This is a genomic window from Methylotuvimicrobium alcaliphilum 20Z (genome assembly GCF_000968535.2).
In the GTDB taxonomy this organism is placed as follows: domain Bacteria; phylum Pseudomonadota; class Gammaproteobacteria; order Methylococcales; family Methylomonadaceae; genus Methylotuvimicrobium; species Methylotuvimicrobium alcaliphilum.
Genome location: NC_016112.1, coordinates 4,368,746 through 4,388,706, shown reverse-complemented (window position 1 = coordinate 4,388,706; position 19,961 = coordinate 4,368,746). Strand labels below are relative to the sequence as shown.

Genomic DNA, 19,961 nt, shown 5'->3' with positions numbered 1-19,961 from the left:
TTCGATATTCAACGATGAAAATCGCGCCCCGCTATCATTGCTTCGACATAGCCGTTTCTGATTACAAAGTCGCCGAAACGTTCGCCGACTTGACGGTCGTCGGCATAATGTTGCAGTAACGGCGTCAATTCGGTCAGAATCTGCTCCTCATTGATATTTTCCCGATACAGCTTGTTTAATCGTTGACCTTCGAACCCGGCGCCTAAATACAGATTGTATTTGCCCGGTGCCTTGCCGACTAGGCCGATTTCACCGAGAAAAGGGCGGGCGCAGCCGTTCGGGCAGCCGGTCATGCGCAGCAAAATCGGGTCATTCTCCAGGCCAAGCCTTTGCAGTAGCGGCTCCAGTTTGTCGAGGAAAGCCGGGAGATAACGTTCGCTTTCGGCCATCGCCAGTCCGCAGGTCGGAAAGGCGACGCAGGCCATCGCATTCAAGCGTAACGCGCTTTGCTGTCCCGGTTCTATAAAACCGTATTGGCGCAGCAGCGATTCGATTACCGGTTTATTGTGATCGCTGACCTTGCCGATGATCAGGTTCTGGTTTGGTGAAATCCGAAAGTCGCCGTCATGGACCTTGGCGATTTCGCGCAGCCCGGTCATGATCGGCGCATCGTCGTCGGCGATATGGCCGTTCTGGATGAAAACGGTGTAATCCCAGGTGTCGTTGACGCCCTTGAGCCAACCGTAGCGGTCGCCCGTATATTCGAACTTGTATTCTCTCGGCTCTTCCAGTTGCCAGCCCAGGCGACGATTCAATTCGAATTTGAACCAGTCGACGCCGCGGTCGTCAATGGTGTATTTCAGCCGCGCATGCTTGCGGTTGGTTCTATCGCCGAAATCGCGCTGGATCTTGACGATTTCTTCGGCGACTTGCAGTGTCTTGTGCTTGGGGCAGTAGCCGATCACGTCGGCCAAACGCGGATAGGTGTTCGGCTCTCCGTGGGTCAGGCTCATGCCGCCGCCGACCGTGACATTGAAACCGACTAGACGGTCGTTCTCGGCAATTGCAATGAAGCCTAGATCGTTGGCGAAGATATCGACATCGTTGGCGGGCGGCACCGCGATTGCGGTCTTGAATTTACGAGGCAGATAATGTTTGCCGTAGATCGGTTCCTCGTCCTGGCGGCTGGAATCGATCAGCTTTTCGTCCAACCAGATTTCATGATAGGCGGTCGTTCTCGGAGTCAGGTGATCGTTGATGCGGCGGGCATATTCATAGGCTTCCCCGTGCAGCCGGGATTGTTCCGGCACCGGGCTGCACATGACATTGCGGTTGACGTCGCCGCAGGCGGCGATGGTGTCGAGCAGCGAGGCGTTGATTTCAGCGATGCTACGTTTCAAGTCGCGTTTAAGGATGCCGTGGAATTGCAGCGCCTGGCGCGTGGTCAGGCGTATGCTGTTGTTGCACCAGGTAGTGGCGATACGGTCCATCTCCAGCCACTGCGCCGGCGTGCAAATGCCGCCGGCGACCCTGACTCGAACCATGAATTGATAATGCGGTTCCAGCTTTTGCTTGCGTCGCTCGTCGCGCAGGTCGCGGTCGTCCTGCTGATAAATGCCGTGAAACTTGGATAGTTGGGTATCGCTATCGGTCAGCGCGCCGGTCAACGGGTTATTCAGGCTTTCCACCAGGCTGCCGCGCAGATAATTGCTGGCATCCTTGATGCGTTCCACTTCGACACGCTTGTTCAATTCTTCCTCAGACACGTCGGTCATGTTTGTATCCTCGTTAATAAATATCACGCTGATAGCGTTTTTCTTTCTGTAAGGTCTTCACATAGTGTTCCGCCGCATCGCGGTTCATGCCGCCTTCACGTTCGACCAGACCCAGCAGGGTCTCGTGCACGTCGCGAGCCATGTGTTTTTCGTCGCCGCAGACATAAAGATAGGCACCTTCCTGCAGCCAGGCATAGAGGTCGCGGCTGTGTTCCTGCATGCGCTGTTGCACATAGACTTTCTCGGCCTGGTCGCGAGAAAAGGCGACGTTCATCCGCGTTAGCAAGCCGCTTTTTAGATAACGCAGCCATTCGCTTTGATAGAGAAAGTCGGTCATGAAATGCTGATCGCCGAAAAACAGCCAGTTCTTGCCGTTGGCGCCGACGGCCTCGCGTTCCTCAACGAAGGCGCGGAACGGCGCGATACCGGTGCCTGGACCGATCATGACGATCGGCGCACTGGGGTCGCTCGGCAACTTGAAATTTTTGTTGTGATCAACATAGACCGGTATCGTAGTTTCCGAGCCGATACGGTCGGCCAGGAAGGTCGAGCAGACACCATGACGGCGGCGGCCGTGACTTTGATAGCGGACCGTTGCAACGGTCAGATGCACTTCATCGGGATGTTGTTTCAGGCTGGAGGCGATCGAATAAAGGCGCGGCGGCAATTTACGCAGACTATCGATGAAATCTTGCGGATTCAAATCGGCGCAGGGAAAATCGGTGATCAAATCGATGATTTCGCGGCCATACAAATAGTCGGCTAGATCTTGCTTATGCGCCTCGTCAAACAGACCTTCCAGCTTGGGGTTGCCGTTTAGAGCGGCATATTTTTGCAGCATCGGCCGGGTCAAGGTCGTGATTTCATAGTCGTAAAGTAGGACTTCATACAATGAACGGGCCTTGCCGTCGCTGCTGACTGCGTCATCCCCGTTGAAGTGCATGATTTCTAGCAGTTCTTCGACCAGCTCCGGCGCATTGCGAGGATAGATGCCCAGGGCATCGCCGGGTTCATAGCTTAAACCGGAACCCTCCAGCGACAATTCATAGTGGTGGGTTTCCTTGTTCGAGCCGCGCCCGTTCAATACGATGTCATCCAACAATACGGCCGAGAATGGATTTTTACGTGAATACGGAGATAGGGCGGCGGTATTAGCCGTGGCCGGCGTCAGGCCCGTTTCCTCAGAGACACTCAGCGTACGCTGGCTTAATACGTTCAGCACCGAAGTCATCCAGTCTTCCGCCGCCGTCTCGTAATCGACATCGCAATCGGCCCGCTCGAACAGCCGCGTGGCGCCAAGTTCTTCCAGGCGTTGATCGAAATCGGCGCCGGTCTTGCAGAAAAATTCATAACTGGTATCGCCCAACGCCAGCACGGCGAATTGGGTGTGTTTTAATGAGGGCGCCCGTTTGCTGAATAAAAAGTCATAGAGATCTCGAGCATTATCGGGTGGATCGCCTTCGCCATAGGTGCTTACGATTACCAGCAAATACTTTTCAGTCTTCAGTTGCGGCGCCTTATAATCGCCCATGTCCTTGATCACGGTTCGCAGCCCGCGTTCGGCGGCTAAGTCATGGACTTGTTCGGCCAGCTCTTCGCAGTTGCCGGTTTGCGAACCGACCAGAATGGTGATTTCGTCGGCTGTTGCCTCATGGGCGGTGGTGCTTACCGCCGATGACAATTGCGCGGTCAGATAACCGGCTACCCAGGCTTTTTGTTCCGACGTTAACAGGGATGAAAGCTGCCGGAACAACCGATAACGTTCCTCGTCTAACGGCGTTTGAGTTTGTTCGGGGAAGGTATCACGCATAAATATTTTCCTTATACAGTAGGGCTGAATAGTTTTTAACTATTGAAAAGTCCCATGTCTACCGACAAAAATCTATCAACCTAAAAAGAGCAGTTGAGAGCCACAAACTGCCGTTCGCCCTGAGCCTGTCGAAGGGTGAGGGCTGGTTTGAGGCTTCACCAAGCCGGTGAAAGTGTTGTAGACCCTTCATGCTTCGACTTGGCTCAGCACGAACGGTCTACAACACATGCCAACTGCTCTGTTTAGGGTCAACGTTTGGCCCTGATTGAACAGATTCAGTTTTAAGTCGGACGCTAATAACCAAGTATTTTACTCAGCAATTATCATTAAAGCTAGTTTCCGTCCGTTGAGAACATTAATCCAGCTTCCGCTCGGTATAATTAGCTTTGATTTATTGGCCGTCGTGGTATAGATGAAGCAAGGTTTGGCGATTTTTCGGGACAAATAATGACGACACCACAATTCTCAACGAAAGTTAGATGTTTCCATGATGGCGACTGCCCTATATGCAAAGCCGAAGTTAAGGCGATGAAAAGACTCGATCGAGACGGCGCGATTGAATGGGTTGATATAGTCCGCGACCAGGCAGCTCTCGATAGCGCCGGAATCAGTTATAAACAGGCGATGGAGCGTATCCATGTCATCGACGAAAACAGGCAGTTGCAAACCGGGGCGCGTGCATTCTTGGTTCTGTGGAAGCGTTTGCCCTATTATCGCCGGTTGGCTGTCTTGGTCGAAACACTTCCTGGACTCTTACCTCTGATGGAATGCGCTTACCGCCTATTCGCCTATTATCGTCTGCCGTTGACCGGAAAACGGCGCATCGACGAAAAAAATTAATTCAACCTGACCCCTTTTTTACCTTTTTTAGTCCGCTATAGAGCCCCTGAACTCAATCTATAAATTGCAAACTATGAGCGATATGTGAATTGATTCAGGCCATCCAATAGAGTAGGATTTAATCCTGTTCTTAAGATAGATAACACTTATGCGTACCAAAAACAACTTAGCATCACGCTTCCTATAGAAATGGCCGAGGTTATAAAATCTAAGGTCGCTACCGGGGAGTATGCAACAGAAAGTGAAGTGATTCGGGATGGATTGCGGGTACTTATGGCCCGTGACCGAGCAGTAGAGAATTGGCTTTTGGAACAAGTCGTACCGGCCTATGATGCCCTGAAAGCCGACCCTGCAAGGGCTGTCTCAGTGGAACAGGCTCGGGCAAGGCTTGCTGCTGAACATAAGGCTGCCACCGCCAAAAAAGTTTGAAAACATATCAGGTCATTTTCTCGCTAGAGGCAGAGGAGCAACTGACTTCGCTTTATCGCTATCTCGCTGTCGAAGCATCACCAAATATTGCAGAGCGATATACCGATGCCATCGTTAGCTATTGTGAAGGATTATCGATTTTTTCCGCACCGTGGCAACCGCCGCGATAAAATACGTCCTGGCCTTCGGATTCCAAACTACAAAAGACGAACCACAATTGCTTTTGAAGTGGGTGAGGATTTCGTATCGATTATTGGGATCTTCCATGGCGGACGAGATTTTGAAACGATTCTTCAGTTAGATAACGCAGTAAAAAAGGGTAAATGTCAATTGTAAGGCCTGCCCCCACGATCCCTTTTAATCCCGTGATCCCACAATCCCGCGCCTTCATCAAAGTTGAACGGTTTTTCGCGACGAATGGAGTCAATTCTTCAACACAACCACAATCCTCGAAATGCGTTATCGTGCCGAAATAGACGGCTTGCGAACTGTTGCTGTCGTTCCAGTTATATTATTTCATGCCGGATTTGAATCATTCAGCGGAGGCTTTGTCGGCGTAGACATATTCTTCGTCATTAGCGGTTATTTGATTACCTCCATCATTTTGTCGGAGCTCGAACAAGACAAGTTCAGCATCGTCAACTTTTATGAGCGCAGGGCGCGAAGAATATGGCCAGCCTTATTTGTCGTTCTGTTCGCCAGCCTGCCCTTTGCTTGGTTATGGTTACTGCCGCAAGACATGAAAAACTACTCGCAAAGCCTTGTGGCTGTTTCCGCATTTGCGTCGAACCTATTGTTTTGGCAGACGAGCGGTTACTTCGACGCGACCGCTGAGTTAAAACCGTTGCTTCATACATGGAGTTTGGCTGTTGAAGAACAATACTACCTCTTTTTTCCGCTATTTCTGCTGTTTATTTGGCGCTTAGGTAAACATTGGGTTTTGATAACGCTTTCGATTGTTGCCGTTTCCAGCTTAATCGCGGCCCAGTGGGGCTCGACCGCAAAACCACTGGCCACATTTTATTTATTACCGACTCGGGCATGGGAGCTACTAATGGGTGCTTTTGTTGCGTTCCATGCTTCCAGAGAGAACAAACCCAAGCTCACTAGAACACTAAGAGAAATCGGCGCCGTTTTCGGGTTATTGCTAATTGCCTATGCAATCTTCGGTTTCGATGAGGAAAAGCCTTTTCCAAGTCTGTACGCTTTGGTTCCGACAGTCGGCGCTGCTCTAATCATTACATGCGTTACGCAACAAACGCTAGCCGGAAAATTTCTTGGCAATAAGTTATTTGTCGGTATTGGACTAATCAGCTACAGCGCCTATTTGTGGCATCAACCTTTATTTGCTTTTGCTCGGCATAACAGTCTCGATGAACCGAATAAACTTACGCTCGGCATGTTATCCGCTGCCGCAATAGTGCTGGCATACTTGACTTGGAAATATGTCGAAAATCCTTTTAGAAACAAACATTTCTTTAGCCGTAAGCAACTATTTACAACCGGCGCCATTGTTAGCAGTTTATTTTTTATATTCGGCATCACAGGGCATTTAATGAAAGGCTTTTACGAGCGCATGTCTTTAACTCATCTTCCAAAAAACTATTTGGCCAATACCTGGATCGAGCACCGGCCCATAAATAGTCTCAATGGTGCGGCATGCGTTTCCGAGCGCGCTAGCCTTTGCAAGAGAACCGACCGACCCGATTCAAAGAAAATACTATTAGTAGGCGATTCTCATAGCGCCGACTACTCCACAAAATTCATGGATTTGGTTTTAGCCAACGATTTAGAGGCCTGGCAAATTTCTGTGGGAGGATGTGCCTTTATTGAGTCACACTTTGCAAGACACCAAAACGAATGCGGGAAAGCACGGCAATTATTAGAGCGTTCTGTTGAAGAGATCGGTTTTGATTTCATAATCTTTATCAGCGCGATGAACGCACACATCGCCAAACTTCCGCCTGGCGAAGTCGATAACAATATTGAGTCGTTGACCGATTTGCTAGATCGTTTCATGGATAGCGGAGCCAAAGTATTTTATTTTACTTCACGCCCTTATTTTAACTACAAGCCAACCAAGGCGGCTGTCCTTAATAAGATATCGAGAGTGAAAGCGCTTAGGCATGCAAGCCACAAAAAGTTAAAAAATAAAATACAAACAATCGCTGAGGCCGATAATTTCGTGATTTTCAATCAAGCTTTAACACTGATTAATTCTGCTTGCGGACGGCTAGACTGTTTTAATGGCCATTCCGAATCGATGTTGCCGTTATATAGGGATACCAATCATCTCACGACTCTTGGTGTTAGAAAGGTGTTTTCCGACTTTGTAGCGCAATCAGAGGCAGGGCGGTGGCTTTAATTCAAGTGTAATTATTCACACCCCCTCTGTTCCCACGTTTCGGCGTGGGAACAGAGTAGAGGATAGGGGTCAGGTCTAGGTTCATAGCCTTCTTTTTGATTTTGCTGCTCTGATAATTTTACCGACGGTTGTAAAATGCAGCTCAAAATAATCCGCTATTGCTTGATAGCTATATTCCCCAGTGGCATAGGCCGACACGATCGCCTCGTTCCGGCTGGCAGAAAGTTTTTGGTATTCGGCTAATGGCAATGCGGGCGCTCGTCTTTGTGCTTTTGGAAAATTTACATCGTTGTTTTTCCCTTTAATTTTTTCCTGCATCTGCGATACGAATGTGTCGTCACCGAGGAATATTTGACGTTTTAGCTCTCGCCAGATGGATTCCTGATCCATCCCTTGTGTGACAAATTCCCTATAGCGCTTTATTGCCGTGTTGCGATGAGTTGAAAACTGAGCCAATATGCCATCGGTGGCCAACCCTATCGGTGCCGGTGCTTCACCGATCATTGCCCGATAACTGCTCCATAACCAGTCTCCGGGCGATGTCACCAATCCGGCTCGGACCGGATTAAGCACGACATAACGCGTCAGTTCTAGGAGGTAACTTTCGGCATCAACCAGTATCGCTTTGTAGCGGCCTTGAAATAAATGGCCGGTGCGGCCGTGACGGCGATTCGATGTTTGTGTAAAAACACCGTTTAATTGCCGCATACCTTTCGAAAGATTGGCGTCAGGCGTTTCTATGACCAAATGATAATGGTTAGTCATCAAACAATAGGCATGACAAACCCAGTTAAAATCCTCGATAACACGCTTCAAAACATCAAGGAATTGAACTCTGTCTTCATCATCTTCATAGATGCTTTCACGGCGGTCGCCACGGGAGGTCACATGATAGAGTGCGCCTGAAAATTCGATTCTAATGGGTCTGGTCATGAACAAAGTATATATTAAACAACACTACTAATATAGACCTGACCCCTATCCTCCCTAACCCAGAAGCCTTTGAGGGGCATCCATGTCTTCGTGCAGCACACGAACAACGAGCACCTCCGGCTCTAGAACTTGATAGAAAACTGCGTGATGCTCTACTTGTAATCTACGATACCCAGGAAACACATGAGCGTAGTCAGCGCCAAGCAATGGATAGCTAAGCAGCTGTTTCATGCCTGCCTCAAGCTGATCCAGGTATTTATCAGCCTGATCAGTCCCCCATTCTTCGCAAGTATACAGCCAGATTCCGGTCAGGTCAGATTCCGCCCTCGGCGTGACGCTTAGCTTAAGCACTAACTAGCCGCCTTCACCAGTTTACGACCAGCCGCTTTGATAGCCGATATATCCAGCGGTTTAGGCTTCCCACTTGACTCACCATCAGCGAGCGCCTGCCTCAGGGTGGCAAGACGTTCCTTGGCCTGCTGGTCTCTTCGAATGAGATCGCGGATATACTCACTATCATTGCCAAAGTGACCACTTTTAATCTGAGCTTTCACCCAGTCGTCTTGCTGTTCAGTCAGCGTGATGGTTTTCCGGTGCATGCTCATTCCTGGTGCTCCTCATAAAGCAAAAGTATGATTATATCTTACCACTTCCTTGAGCCGAATCAATTCCCCATTTCTTGGCGCCTAATGGCCGAGTTGAAAACTGAGCCAACAAGCCACCGGTCGCCAACCTTATCGGTGTCGGTGCTTCACCGATCATTGCCCGATAACTGCTCCATAACCAGTCTCCGGGCGTTGCCACCATTCCGGCCCGGACCGGGTTGAGTACAACATAACGCGTCATTTCTAGAAGGTAACTTTCGGCATCAACCAGTATCGCTTTGTAGCGGCCTTGAAATAAATGGCCGGTGCGACCGCTAAAGCACGCCGGTTATTTCGGGCGTTATGGCTTTTCGGCCTTCTCGCGTGAAAGAGCCAAATCATAAATTTCATTTCGATTTCTTTTTCCGACGGCAAGGACAGTGACAGTGACGGTAGTATCTGATACTGAATAGACTAACCGATATCCAAGTTGACGCAGTTTGATTTTGTACAGGTTTGTTCCTCCGCTAACTGCTGTAGAAGGAACATGTGGACTGGAAAGCCGCTCTTTAAGTTTTTTAGCGAAAAGTTCCCTTACATTGGGACCGAGCTTTTTCCATTCTTTCAGGGCACTTTTCTTAAATGCTAACTCATAGATCATCCAGGTTAACCTTAATGCTTTCTTCGTCCATGCGGCTCCTGGCAATTTCCAGTAGCTCTTTATCTTCTATAAGGTCCATCATAGCTTCATAGGCTTTGGTGGGGATACAATAAAACACAGGCTCATTCCTGTTAAGCACGGCAATGGGCATGCCTTCTCCGCTGGCTACGATCTTCATGGGGTTGGCTTTTAGTTCGGAGATGCTGGCAGCCACGTCAGTAAGGATTTGATGCGTCATGGAGATACCTTGGGTTAATTATCATGAGGCCAAATATTAGCCCTGGTAATAGGTCTTGTAAAGTCATAGCAATCAATTGCACGCGGCTAGCAAAGCTGGCGCGTGAATACGATCGTTAAAGATGAATTTATTCTGTTCCTCTTGATAATGCGCTATTGAATTGCCGTTCCTTTTGTCTATACTTGTACAACTTAATGATCAAGTGAGGCAAGTATGAAAGTCGTTACCTACTCCCATGCACGCAATGCTCTCAAGTCTATATTGGATGAGGTAGTAAAAGATGCTGACGTTATCATTATCAGTCGTCGTGATGCAGAAGGTGATGCAGTGGTGATGTCGCTGGATAGCTACAACAGCATCATGGAGACATTGCACCTGACTAGTAATCCAGCGAACGCGGCGGCATTAGCCAGAGCCATCGCACAAGACAAAGCGGGACAGGCGCAAGAACATCAATTACACCCTAGTGATTAATCATGCGTGCCATTCGATTTGTTCCCGATGCATGGGAGGATTATCTGTACTGGCAACATCAGGATAACAAAACGCTCAAGCGGTTAAACCTCTTGATTACAGCCTCTGCGCGCGATCCGTTTACCGGAATCGGAAAGCTCGAACCGCTACGTGGCGATTTATCCGGTTACTGGTCACGACGCATAGATGATACAAACCGCCTGGTATATCGGGCAACCGATACAGAGTTAGTCATTATCGCTTGCCGTTTTCATTACGAGAGCCGTCATTAACTTTCCTGATTAGCAAGATGCTTCAGCTTGCCGAAGTCAACTGTCCGAGTAGTGGCCAGTCGTAGCCACTTCTAAAAAAGGGGTCAGGTTAAATTGATAATTCAAATCGCCCCTTTTCTACCAGCAATTCCCAATTTGAGGATAAAAAAGGGTGCGGGGTGTGCTTGGCGAGGATGTCGGCGGCAGGGAGCCGCCGTCAAGCCCCCATGGATGGGTCTACGGCGTTCCTCGACAGGCATACCCCGCACCCTAAACACGGCGAAACTTCTTAGACTGGGAATTGCTGCTTTTCTACAGGTTACCCGTTTCTCCAGATAATATTGCGATGGTTTCTCTATGACTGAATGACTGAATAAACGCTAAATTGGCTTCTATCGCTCAAAGTGTTCTTACCCTTGATAGCGCTTCGCCATATCGCGCAATGGCACGACTTTGATTTTACCCGCGTGTCCGGCCGAGCCGAACGCTTCGTAGCGTGATTGGCAAAGCGCTTGCATTGCATCCCTGGCCGACTGATATATCTTGCGAGAATCCAGCTCCGATGCGTTGGTCGGATCGGCGATATAGCGGCGAATCGCGCCCGTGGAGGCCATGCGCAGATCGGTGTCGATATTGACCTTACGAACGCCGTATTTTATGCCTTCGACGATTTCATTGACCGGCACGCCATAGGTTTGCGGAATGTCGCCGCCGTATTCGTTGATGACTTTCAGCCAGTCTTGCGGCACCGAGCTCGAACCGTGCATGACGAAGTGGGTATTCGGCAAGCGCTGTTGCAGTTCGCGCAAACGGCTGATCACCAAGACCTCGCCGGTCGGCGGTTTGCTGAATTTATAGGCGCCATGGCTGGTGCCGATGGCTACCGCCAACGCATCGACTTGTGTTTGTTCGACGAATTCGACCGCTTCTTCGGGGTCGGTCAACAAGCGATTCGTCGCCTGTCCCGTTTTGTTTTCCAAAGACCCCAGGCAGCCGATTTCGCCTTCCACGGACACGCCGCAGGCATGCGCCATCTTGACGACGGTGCGCGTCACGTCGACGTTATAGTCGAAAGAGGCCGGCGTTTTCATATCTTCCAGCAAGGAGCCGTCCATCATCACCGAGCTGAAGCCCGATTGGATCGCCTGGGCGCAGATGTCCGGGGATGGTGCATGATCCCGGTGCATGACAACCGGAATGTGCGGGTATTGTTCGACGGTAGCCATGATCAAATGACGCAAGAACACTTCTCCGGCATAGCGGTTGGCGCCTGCCGAGCCTTGCATGATCACGGGACTGTCGCAGGCATCGGCCGCCTGCATGATGGCCTGGACCTGCTCCATGTTGCTGATGTTGAATGCGGGAATGCCGAAACCGTGTTCGGCGGCATAATCCAGCAGTTGTCGTAATGAGACTAAAGCCATGAGCGGCTCTCCTTCGATTTGTTTTTGATTCGTGTTAAGTGTCGACATCAACGCTTGCGGAAAAGAGGCGAGTTTAATTGTTAAATCAACTCGACCTTTTTTGATTGGCAATGTTCGCGTTAGCAGTTGAAGGGTCTCTTGCCTGCTAAACAAGATATTTAGGAAATATTCAAAAAATAATTTCTTTCCAATACAGCGTGCGTGGTAGAGGGTTTGGTTACTCGCTTAACAGGATGCCGTAAATACGTCCATGTAGGCTTGGCGGTGGCTTTCCCGGCCGCAGACACCTGTTAATCGAGCAACCGAACCCACCTTTCAACCACCGGCATGATTTTGAAAAAGTAAGTTATTCAGAGTTATATACTTTTGTTTTACGCTGACTCTGGATTTTTTAAGAGCTTCCATAGGGTATCAAACTATTAACGCAAACATAGCCTTTTGATTCAATTGAAATACCCCGTCAGATCACCGCCGGGTTGTATTCGATTTGATAAATATAGCGCACCAGCGTTTCCCGTTCGGCATGATCCTTGAACCAGCCGTTTTCGGCCATGCGGGCCTCACATAGAAAGGCGTTGCCTTCGGCCTCGAAATCGGCTTTTAGCCTATGCGAATATTCGTAATTCTTGATCCAGTGATTGCGCACATTCGGCGTGAAATCGTGTTGCTCATAGTCCCAAGATAAACTTTTCAACACCTGATCCATGTGGGTATGACCCGGCTCGAGGATGGTATAGGGATCGCCCTCTTCCTTGACCTGGAACGCCGCGACGATCATGCGCCCGCCGGGTTTCAGTGTCGCGTTGAGCTTGCGCAGCATCGCCCCGTAATCGCCCATGAAATAGATCGAGTCGATCGCGACGATGACGTCGTAATCGCCGCCCGGCAGCTCGTCGCGAATCAGGTCGACGCAGTGAAAATTCAGCGTGTCTCGCTTGTCTTCGGTTCTTCGTTACGCCTGTTCAACCGCGACATCGGCATAATCGAGGCCGAATATCTCGCAGCCGGCCTGTTCGTGAAGCTGCTCGGTGATATGACCGTTCGAGCAACCGATTTCCAGGATCTTCTCGCCGGGTTTGAGCATCGTGGCCAGAAATGCCATTTCGTCGACGTCCATCATGCCGTGCTGACACAAATCGCGTCCATACACCGCCTCGCAGAAACGCGCATGCGCCGAACTCTCGGCCGCGCGCCGGAAATATTCGTTGTACCACGCCTTCGAAAACATCTCTGCCTGACCCATGTCGGCGGTGTGGTTCATCAGTTCGTTCATCGTTTGTTCCATATTGCTTTCGCCTCGCTGGATTTAAGAATGGAAAAAAGGTGGCCGGACGTCAAAATTTGAAAAACGGCCATTCCGACTCGAGTCCGAGCAAGATTCGCCCGACCGATTCGAGCTTGCTCGCGTTTAGAAAACCGTGTTGAGTGATGACATGAATGTCCCGGAAATGCCGTGCGAAACCGTAGTCCTCGCGGATTCCGGAAGCGCCGGCGATCTCGTAAATCAAGTCGACCGCCTGCGCGCATTCGAGCACGGCATGAGTCGATGCGAGCTGCAACTTGGCCTTCATCTGTAGCGTAATCGGTTTGCCCGCAAGCGCTTCCTTCCAGGCTTCGTCGAATGTGCCGAAAAAGTAGGAGCGACTCGCGTCGAATTTCGCTTGGGCCCGCGCCAGTTGCGATTGCACGAGGCTTTGCTTGATCAAGGTCGTCGAACCGTAGGCCGGTATCTTGTTACCGATCAAACCGATCGCCTCGTCGATTGCCGCGTGTGTAATGCCGAGCGCCGGCGCGACCAATGCCGCGATCGCGGGCCAAATCGTCAACCGGTACAACGGACCGGTATAAGCGCTGCCCGGATTGCGCAACGGTCCCCACGGCGCGGCCCAGTGTTCGGGAATGACGACGTCGTCGACTTCGACGTCATGACTGCCGCTGCCGCGCATGCCCATTGTGTTCCAGTTGTCGATGATCTTGACCTTGTTGGCCGGAACCGCGATCAGACGCGTATCGGGCATGCCGTTTGAATCGACGCGCAGCGTATCGCCGTCGTGCACGTTCGCGAAGCCGAGAAACACTGTCGCATGATGCGCGCCGCTGACGAACGACGTGCGCCCCGAAATCCGATAACCGCCGTCGACCGGAACGGCCTTGCGCGCCGGATTGAAGGCGCCGACCGGAATCGCATCGCGTCCGAAGATTTCCTGCGCGGCCTGATCGCCGAACCACGGCGCGAACAGATCGTGCGCGGCGGCGATTTGCAGATTCCAGCCTGCCGCGCTGTCGATGCGCGAAACGGCCTCTATGATGCGGAAACCGGAGACCGGGTCGAGTTCGAATCCGCCGAACACCTTCGGCCGCCACATCCGGTACAAACCGGCCTGTTGCATCGCTCGCGCAACAGGTTCGGCCATTTTCCGTTCACGCTCGGCCGCATCGGAGTGTTTTCGAATGATCGGCGTTATGTCTCGAACGGCTTCGAGAAAGGTTTCAGTCGCGGTCATTGATATCTCCTGGGTTGTCCGTCGGTCTAGTGGCAGGCATTATACAAAAAACCTTACGAATTTTGGGAGTTATCGAAAACCAAAATGTAGACGGGTTCCCGCAATCCATTGCGGTGTCCATAGTGGCGCCATACCCATCGTAGATCAAATTTCGGCACCGGGATGTCCGTCAATGGACGCCGTTAACTCAGCACCTAAACTATCTAAAACAATTAATCATAGCCAATAGGCTATGGAATTTAGGTGCTGAAGGAATACATCCCTGTAGGTTCTATGCCAGCCCCATGCAGGCAAAGCCCTTGCGGGCGCCATGGATGGCGTGAATATCGATTCTGATCGAAAAACTGTCTAAGAATAAAAAGTATGGGGTGTGGCTAGCGAGGATGTCGGCAGCAGGGCAGATTTTTGCTCCATGCAAAATCCGTATCCACGCCATCCCTGGCGTTCGATCGCTGCCGTCAAGCCTCCATGGATGGGTTCACGGCGGTCCTCGATATACACACCCCATACCTTCATAAAGTTAACCATTTTTTGAGTATAAAGGGAGTAGCACCCCGGCGCCTCCTAAGGCGCTGCCGAAATTTGAAGTACGAAAGGTATACATCGCGTCTGGCTGAATTGCTGGTGCGGTTTGCGTCGATTGGATTTGGCCTGCGTTCAACCTATTGAATACTGCTTTGTTTCGGGCTTTTGCAAGAATATTTCTTAAACTTAGAAAAAGCATTTCACCATGAATATCATGAAGAATAAGAAGTTAATTCAACAACTTGCTATAGAGCTTTCGCTCACCAAAAAAGTTAGCGAGAATGTTTAGGTAATTTCTTGAAATACTTCATTAACTTCATATGCTTCATAGTTAAACTACCGAATTTAGGTTAAAGCGTGGTGATTTGTTCGAGCTTGTTGCCGCCGATCGCATAAATCAGCGAAGCCGGCAATTTAGCAAAAATAAAAAAGGGGGGTCAGGTTGGATTATTAATTCAAGCTGCCCCTTTTTTGACCCCCAGCCCTTTACAATGGGTAAACACCTATGGGGTATAGGACGAATACCCCATAACGAGGACTTTATTAAAACAAGACGAGGTTTACAAAGGCGGTAGTGAAACACCACCCCTTTTGACGCAAGGCGGAACGCAAGTTAATCGTTACCCATCTATAAACAAGATAATCAGACAATAATCAGTAATGTTCCTGGAATTCCAGGAGCTAAAAAGCTGCCAAAAAATGGGGAGCAATAAACCGGCAGCGTGTGCGGGTAAGAGGGAGTGGTTTTTTTTGGAAGTGCGACAAATTTGCGACAAAACCCGAATTATTAGCTTTTGCTAATAAGCTTATTTTTCGTAACTTGTTGTTTTCGTTGGTGCCTGGGGCCGGAATCGAACCGGCACGGTGTTGCCACCGAGGGATTTTAAGACCCTCGGAATTTTCTTCAATATTTTGATTTTCTTGATTTTTCATAATGTTAGACTCTCTTTTTTAGTGGTTTAAGCTTATTTTTCTTGTGTTTCGCTGGTTTACGTTGACACTTTGTTGACAGTTTTTTTCCCCCTTTTTCATCGGTTTAAGCGTAATTACGTAATTACTGTAATTACGTATTTTCCAGATATTGACCGATCGCAAGACGAATTATCGCCCCAATAGAACGTTGCTCAGCCTCAGCCTTTAGTTCAAGCTTGGCATAGACATCAGGATCAATAGCAATTGATGTTACTTTTTTCGCCGGTTTATTGCCCTTGCCGCGCGTTCGCCTGGATTGCTTTTCCGGTTCCGCTTGTTTGTTAACTTTCACCAATTCAACCTCGCTTTTTTCATCTTGCCCTTGCCGGTCATCCAAGGCGCTAAAATCAATTGATACCGTTTCTTCAATAAAGTCTATCGGTTCACGTACAAGAAAATACTTTCTTTGCTGATAGGCTTGCCACATTTCAAACTGATTTGAAAGCGTTATGACAGCATCAAGTGCCAAGTTAGGATTAAGGCTCAAAATTACCGCCTTAAGCTCTTTTAATTGCGCCTTAGTTAATCTTTTCGCCGGTTTTCTCATTCGACCATTATAACCTGTTAATTCTTATTATTACTTATTATTTGTTAACAGCAATTGCTAATAGATAACAAGACATGCCTTTTTCTTGTTATTTCATGTTAAAACTTAACAAGAAATAATGCTTGCTCATTGCGGCTGATTAAACTATTATGCATCAAACCTTAACAACATTTAACAACCTTTAACATAATTTAACAGGATTTAACGCCATGAGCAAACCACTTTTAGACGTACGCGACGAACTAGACACCCTTTTAGATGCGTATGCAAGCATCGAAATGCTTTGTATAAACGCTAAAGGCGTTGATGCAAGCCACCTAACAGGGCTTTTACAGGTCGTAAACAATCAACTCAAAGAGAGCCTAGAAAAGCTCAAGGATTGCCAAAAATAAACAGTCACAAGTCAGGTTATAGGATTCTCAAAAGAGCTTTAACAAGCTCTAACAGAGCGTCCTATAACTTTCATTGTGACGTGATACAGAGGCGTCCCACCCCCAAAAGCAAAAAGAGGAAACGAGACCCGAGAACGAGAGAAAAAGCTAAAAGAAATTCGCGGCGGCGGTCGAGGGGCTCGCCTGGCTTCGATTACGCCTCACTGGTATTGTTCGCTAACGCTCACCCGAACTTTATCGATGTTCCAAAGCGCGTCCAATGCATCGCACCCTCGACCGCCGCGAATTTTTGTGAGGTACTTAAATGGCAATCAAAAAAACAGAGTCCGGTTGGTTGGCAGACATTCAACCAGGAGGACGAGGCGGCAAACGCTTTCGCAAAAACTTTAAGACGAAAGCCGAGGCTTTACGATGGGAAGCGCACGTTAAAACCAAAATCATTAAGAACCCGGATTGGGAGCCCGACAAGAAAGACTTTCGCCGGCTTTCCGATCTTATGCGGTTTTGGCACGATCATCACGGGAAATCGCTCAAGGCGGAAAAAAACACGTTCGGAAGGCTTTTATTAGTCTGTGAAAGGCTAGGCGACCCTTACGGCCACCAGGTTACGCCAGAGATGCTTAGCGAGTATAGAACGGCACGTTTAGCCGAAGGGATTACGCCTAACGGCGTTAATCGCGAAATCGCCTATGTCAGGAGCGCTTTTAATGAGTTGATCCGGCTAGGACAATGGAATAAGGAAAATCCGGCCGCTAAGCTTCGCCAATTCAAGATTGACGAACAGGAGCTCAGCTATTTGACGACCGAGCAAATTAAAGAATTGTTCATTGAGCTCGAAAAGTCCAACAGCCGCGACATTCTGTTAGTTGCTAGCCTTTGCCTTGCTACTGGTGCGCGTTGGTCTGAAGCCATCGGCATTACTAAGCGTAATATTCGAAATAATGCCGTAAGCTTTAACGGCACCAAAAGCGGTAAATCGCGCTGCGTTCCTATACCGGAGGGCTTGACCAAGCGTTTGATCGATCACGGAAGCGGTTTGGACGACGACAGCGCTTTATTTTGTAATTGTATTGAGGCTTTTAAGTTCGCCATTGAGCGAACGTCAATAATTCTTCCTAAAGGGCAGAGTTCGCACGTTCTAAGGCATTCATTCGCTTCTCATTTTATGATGAACGGTGGCAATATTTTGACTTTACAGAAGATTTTAGGGCATCAAAGCCTAACCATGACAATGCGTTACGCGCACTTATCGCCCGATCATTTAGAAAAGGCGAGGGAGTTAAGCCCTTTTGCAAAAATATTTTGATTGTTGTTGCTTTTTTTCATTGTTGTTTGTTAGGCGCTCCCTACGGGACGGGCTTTCCGATCCAATCAATCATAGTTAAGCTAACAGCCAGTAAGCTAAAAACGCTTTTCCGCTTTGCTCCAAAGGTTTTTAACTAACTGGCTGTAACGCTTAAAAATGATTGATTTCCTCTCCAATCCCTAGCGCAACACTCCCTCGGGCTCGGGCTCAAGAGCATGGCCCTCTCGCCAACGCCGCCGGACGTTATCTAAGGGGGGCACAGGCAGGGCGCGCGGTCAAGGGTAAATGAACGCTAAGCGCCCTTGACCGCGCGCCCTGCCTGTGCCCCCAAAAAGCAACGACCGACGGCGACGGCGAGAGGGCATAAGCTCAATCGGCCTTCCGAACCAAACCCCCCAAAAGATAGGCGCTTACTATAGCGCTTGCCATTTTATAAGTGGTAGTACCATTTTGAGCAGCCAAACGTTCAAGCCTGATATAGTTATCAAGCGACAGGTCGGTCCAATATTTTCGGCGGAGTTTTTCAGGTCTGACTTTTTTTGTCGACACTTGGTCGACACCTTCAAAAAGATGCGACAACGTGTCATTATGTAAGTCGTTGTTTTTGTTGGTGCCTGAGGCCGGAATCGAACCGGCACGGGATTGCTCCCGAGGGATTTTAAGTCCCTTGCGTCTACCAATTTCGCCACCCAGGCATTTAAGGATGTCGTAGAGCTGCGCATTGTACCTTATGCCGGACGGAATTCGCCAGTATTTTTTTACTTGCGTTTTGTTTCTAGCGAAACGGATTTTTCTTATTAAGATACGCTTACGGGCAAGTTGATAAAACGACGATATTTTTCGAATTCGCAATGTAGAATGTTTTCATAAGCGCCAACTTAATGCCTATTCTATAGTGCATTTGCGGCTTTATTCGTTATCTCGCTAAGGATTGCCGATATCCAGATTAGATGGGATCTGAAGATACGCATAGCCATCCGTAGTCCTTGATTCCGCTAATTCCTGACGTAATGACGCGTTTTTCCTTAAATTGGCGCCTACTTGTAACGTTCTTCCGTTTTGCCATTGCCTGGTTTCGAGATACGTTTGAAATCAATACTTTTACTTGAGGAACACGTTTTGCATTCATCATTTCTGAGTTCGTTTTTTATCCGTTGCTTGTTAATCGCTACACTCTCGGGGCTTGGCTCGGTTTGTGCCGATACAAGCCGGCTTGTGGTCGGTGAATTCTCCTCCGGCAGCCTTGCCGGCTGGAAACCTAAATCGTTTAAAGGCACTACGCTTTATACGATCGAGTTGTTGGATGATGTTCGCGTATTAAGAGCGAAGAGCGATCGGGCGGCGTCCGGTTTATTTAAAGAACAGCGTATCGATCTTCAAAAAACGCCTTATTTGAATTGGCGATGGCGCATCGAAAACCGTTTGGGAAAGATCGACGAGCAAAGTAAGTCCGGCGACGATTATGCGGCTCGTGTCTATGTGGTGGTTAGCGGCGGCTGGGCATTCTGGCGAACGCGGGCGATCAATTATGTTTGGGCCGGCAATTCGCCGAAAGGCAAGGTTTGGCCGAATGCTTTTGCCGGTAGTAATGCGATGATGATCGCTTTGCGTTCGGCTGACGATCAAACCGCTACTTGGTATCAAGAAAAACGTAATGTACTCCGCGATTTGGAAGCGCAATTCGGCGAACCTATTCGCTACATTGATGCCGTGGCATTGATGACCGATACCGATAATGCCGGCGGCAGCGCCGAGGCTTATTACGGGGACATCTATTTCTCCCGGGATTGATTGTAAGGAATATGCACAAAATAACTGCTACAAGTAGTAGGCTTTGCGGCGATTCGGTGACTCGCTTGACAGGACGCCGTGAATACTTCCATGTAGGCTTGACGGCGGCGACTGATTGCCAAGGATGGCATGAATGCAGATTTTGCAGGAGCAAAAATCTGCCCTGCCGCCGACACCTGTCAATCGAGCCACCGACCCCC

General features: G+C 49.1%; 24 protein-coding genes and 1 tRNA gene. 10 read left to right on the top strand and 15 right to left on the bottom strand.

The window, feature by feature from the left end; translation table 11 throughout:
* Positions 1 to 8: 8 nt before the first annotated feature.
* Both cysI and MEALZ_RS18650 read right to left on the bottom strand, forming a co-directional pair.
* Positions 9 to 1,715, bottom strand: coding sequence for an assimilatory sulfite reductase (NADPH) hemoprotein subunit (gene cysI, locus MEALZ_RS18655; RefSeq protein WP_014150215.1), 1,707 nt, complete (start codon positions 1,713 to 1,715; stop codon positions 9 to 11).
* Positions 1,716 to 1,728: 13 nt separating this feature from the next.
* Complete coding sequence (locus tag MEALZ_RS18650; protein WP_014150214.1) at positions 1,729 to 3,525, bottom strand: assimilatory sulfite reductase (NADPH) flavoprotein subunit; 1,797 nt, start codon at positions 3,523 to 3,525, stop codon at positions 1,729 to 1,731.
* Between the two features lie 447 nt (positions 3,526 to 3,972).
* Between MEALZ_RS18650 and MEALZ_RS18645 the strand changes: the two genes are divergently transcribed.
* The 5 genes from MEALZ_RS18645 to MEALZ_RS21090 all read left to right on the top strand — a co-directional run bounded on the left by MEALZ_RS18645 (position 3,973) and on the right by MEALZ_RS21090 (position 7,159).
* Positions 3,973 to 4,365 carry a thiol-disulfide oxidoreductase DCC family protein gene (locus tag MEALZ_RS18645; RefSeq protein ID WP_046061253.1) on the top strand — a complete coding sequence of 131 codons (393 nt, stop codon included), beginning with the start codon at positions 3,973 to 3,975 and terminating at the stop codon, positions 4,363 to 4,365.
* A 135-nt stretch (positions 4,366 to 4,500) separates the two neighbouring features.
* Positions 4,501 to 4,794 (top strand): ribbon-helix-helix domain-containing protein, encoded by a 294-nt coding sequence (locus MEALZ_RS18640; RefSeq protein ID WP_223842390.1) that lies wholly within the window; start codon positions 4,501 to 4,503, stop codon positions 4,792 to 4,794.
* Positions 4,791 to 4,964, top strand: coding sequence for a type II toxin-antitoxin system RelE/ParE family toxin (locus tag MEALZ_RS23540; protein ID WP_014150211.1), 174 nt, complete (start codon positions 4,791 to 4,793; stop codon positions 4,962 to 4,964). The genes MEALZ_RS18640 and MEALZ_RS23540 overlap by 4 nt, the downstream gene beginning before the upstream one ends.
* On the top strand, positions 4,900 to 5,130 hold the full coding sequence (locus tag MEALZ_RS18635; protein WP_223842392.1) for a type II toxin-antitoxin system RelE/ParE family toxin: 231 nt from the start codon (positions 4,900 to 4,902) through the stop codon (positions 5,128 to 5,130). Before MEALZ_RS23540 ends, MEALZ_RS18635 begins: the two co-directional genes overlap by 65 nt.
* Before the next feature lie 118 nt (positions 5,131 to 5,248).
* Positions 5,249 to 7,159: an acyltransferase family protein gene (locus tag MEALZ_RS21090; RefSeq protein WP_014150210.1), complete on the top strand. Its 1,911-nt coding sequence runs from the start codon at positions 5,249 to 5,251 to the stop codon at positions 7,157 to 7,159.
* 81 nt (positions 7,160 to 7,240) lie between these two features.
* Here MEALZ_RS21090 and MEALZ_RS18625 read toward each other — a convergent pair whose 3' ends face one another.
* The 6 genes from MEALZ_RS18625 to MEALZ_RS18605 form a co-directional block, all read right to left on the bottom strand.
* A complete protein-coding gene (locus MEALZ_RS18625) occupies positions 7,241 to 8,092 on the bottom strand; it encodes an REP-associated tyrosine transposase (protein ID WP_014150209.1) in 852 nt (283 codons plus the stop codon).
* Positions 8,093 to 8,146: 54 nt separating this feature from the next.
* On the bottom strand, positions 8,147 to 8,443 hold the full coding sequence (locus MEALZ_RS23990; protein ID WP_014150208.1) for a type II toxin-antitoxin system RelE/ParE family toxin: 297 nt from the start codon (positions 8,441 to 8,443) through the stop codon (positions 8,147 to 8,149).
* On the bottom strand, positions 8,443 to 8,691 hold the full coding sequence (locus MEALZ_RS18615; protein WP_198482315.1) for a type II toxin-antitoxin system ParD family antitoxin: 249 nt from the start codon (positions 8,689 to 8,691) through the stop codon (positions 8,443 to 8,445). The genes MEALZ_RS23990 and MEALZ_RS18615 overlap by 1 nt, the downstream gene beginning before the upstream one ends.
* A 37-nt stretch (positions 8,692 to 8,728) precedes the next feature.
* Positions 8,729 to 8,938: a hypothetical protein gene (locus tag MEALZ_RS23875; RefSeq protein WP_014150207.1), complete on the bottom strand. Its 210-nt coding sequence runs from the start codon at positions 8,936 to 8,938 to the stop codon at positions 8,729 to 8,731.
* A gap of 99 nt (positions 8,939 to 9,037) precedes the next feature.
* Entirely contained in the window at positions 9,038 to 9,337 is a 300-nt protein-coding gene (locus MEALZ_RS18610) for a type II toxin-antitoxin system RelE family toxin (protein ID WP_014150206.1), read from the bottom strand.
* Positions 9,327 to 9,575 (bottom strand): type II toxin-antitoxin system Phd/YefM family antitoxin, encoded by a 249-nt coding sequence (locus tag MEALZ_RS18605; RefSeq protein WP_014150205.1) that lies wholly within the window; start codon positions 9,573 to 9,575, stop codon positions 9,327 to 9,329. The genes MEALZ_RS18610 and MEALZ_RS18605 overlap by 11 nt, the downstream gene beginning before the upstream one ends.
* A gap of 213 nt (positions 9,576 to 9,788) precedes the next feature.
* Between MEALZ_RS18605 and MEALZ_RS18600 the strand changes: the two genes are divergently transcribed.
* Together MEALZ_RS18600 and MEALZ_RS18595 are read left to right on the top strand one after the other, a co-directional pair.
* Positions 9,789 to 10,049 (top strand): type II toxin-antitoxin system Phd/YefM family antitoxin, encoded by a 261-nt coding sequence (locus tag MEALZ_RS18600; RefSeq protein ID WP_014150204.1) that lies wholly within the window; start codon positions 9,789 to 9,791, stop codon positions 10,047 to 10,049.
* 2 nt (positions 10,050 to 10,051) lie between these two features.
* Entirely contained in the window at positions 10,052 to 10,321 is a 270-nt protein-coding gene (locus MEALZ_RS18595) for a Txe/YoeB family addiction module toxin (protein ID WP_014150203.1), read from the top strand.
* Positions 10,322 to 10,710: 389 nt separating this feature from the next.
* On the opposite strand, the gene fba is transcribed toward MEALZ_RS18595, so the two are convergent.
* From fba to MEALZ_RS18570, 6 genes are all read right to left on the bottom strand, one after another.
* Complete coding sequence (gene fba, locus MEALZ_RS18590) at positions 10,711 to 11,724, bottom strand: class II fructose-bisphosphate aldolase (RefSeq protein ID WP_046061698.1); 1,014 nt, start codon at positions 11,722 to 11,724, stop codon at positions 10,711 to 10,713.
* 460 nt (positions 11,725 to 12,184) lie between these two features.
* Positions 12,185 to 12,649 (bottom strand): class I SAM-dependent methyltransferase, encoded by a 465-nt coding sequence (locus MEALZ_RS23535; protein WP_332881507.1) that lies wholly within the window; start codon positions 12,647 to 12,649, stop codon positions 12,185 to 12,187.
* A 27-nt stretch (positions 12,650 to 12,676) separates the two neighbouring features.
* Positions 12,677 to 12,997, bottom strand: a complete 321-nt coding sequence (locus MEALZ_RS23530; protein ID WP_223842329.1) for a class I SAM-dependent methyltransferase — start codon at positions 12,995 to 12,997, stop codon at positions 12,677 to 12,679.
* A gap of 61 nt (positions 12,998 to 13,058) precedes the next feature.
* Complete coding sequence (locus MEALZ_RS18580; protein WP_014150199.1) at positions 13,059 to 14,228, bottom strand: acyl-CoA dehydrogenase family protein; 1,170 nt, start codon at positions 14,226 to 14,228, stop codon at positions 13,059 to 13,061.
* A gap of 1,206 nt (positions 14,229 to 15,434) precedes the next feature.
* A complete protein-coding gene (locus tag MEALZ_RS18575; RefSeq protein WP_046061251.1) occupies positions 15,435 to 15,686 on the bottom strand; it encodes a hypothetical protein in 252 nt (83 codons plus the stop codon).
* A gap of 130 nt (positions 15,687 to 15,816) precedes the next feature.
* Positions 15,817 to 16,272 (bottom strand): ribbon-helix-helix domain-containing protein, encoded by a 456-nt coding sequence (locus tag MEALZ_RS18570; RefSeq protein ID WP_014150196.1) that lies wholly within the window; start codon positions 16,270 to 16,272, stop codon positions 15,817 to 15,819.
* A gap of 209 nt (positions 16,273 to 16,481) precedes the next feature.
* On the opposite strand from MEALZ_RS18570, the gene MEALZ_RS18565 reads away from it, so the two are divergent.
* Together MEALZ_RS18565 and MEALZ_RS18560 are read left to right on the top strand one after the other, a co-directional pair.
* Positions 16,482 to 16,664 carry a hypothetical protein gene (locus tag MEALZ_RS18565; protein ID WP_014150195.1) on the top strand — a complete coding sequence of 61 codons (183 nt, stop codon included), beginning with the start codon at positions 16,482 to 16,484 and terminating at the stop codon, positions 16,662 to 16,664.
* 304 nt (positions 16,665 to 16,968) lie between these two features.
* Positions 16,969 to 17,970 (top strand): phage integrase, encoded by a 1,002-nt coding sequence (locus MEALZ_RS18560; protein ID WP_014150194.1) that lies wholly within the window; start codon positions 16,969 to 16,971, stop codon positions 17,968 to 17,970.
* A 608-nt stretch (positions 17,971 to 18,578) separates the two neighbouring features.
* Here the strand turns inward: MEALZ_RS18560 and MEALZ_RS18550 are convergent.
* Positions 18,579 to 18,665 (bottom strand) — tRNA-Leu (locus MEALZ_RS18550).
* A gap of 424 nt (positions 18,666 to 19,089) precedes the next feature.
* Between MEALZ_RS18550 and MEALZ_RS18545 the strand changes: the two genes are divergently transcribed.
* Complete coding sequence (locus MEALZ_RS18545; RefSeq protein WP_014150192.1) at positions 19,090 to 19,761, top strand: DUF3047 domain-containing protein; 672 nt, start codon at positions 19,090 to 19,092, stop codon at positions 19,759 to 19,761.
* Positions 19,762 to 19,961 lie beyond the last annotated feature (200 nt).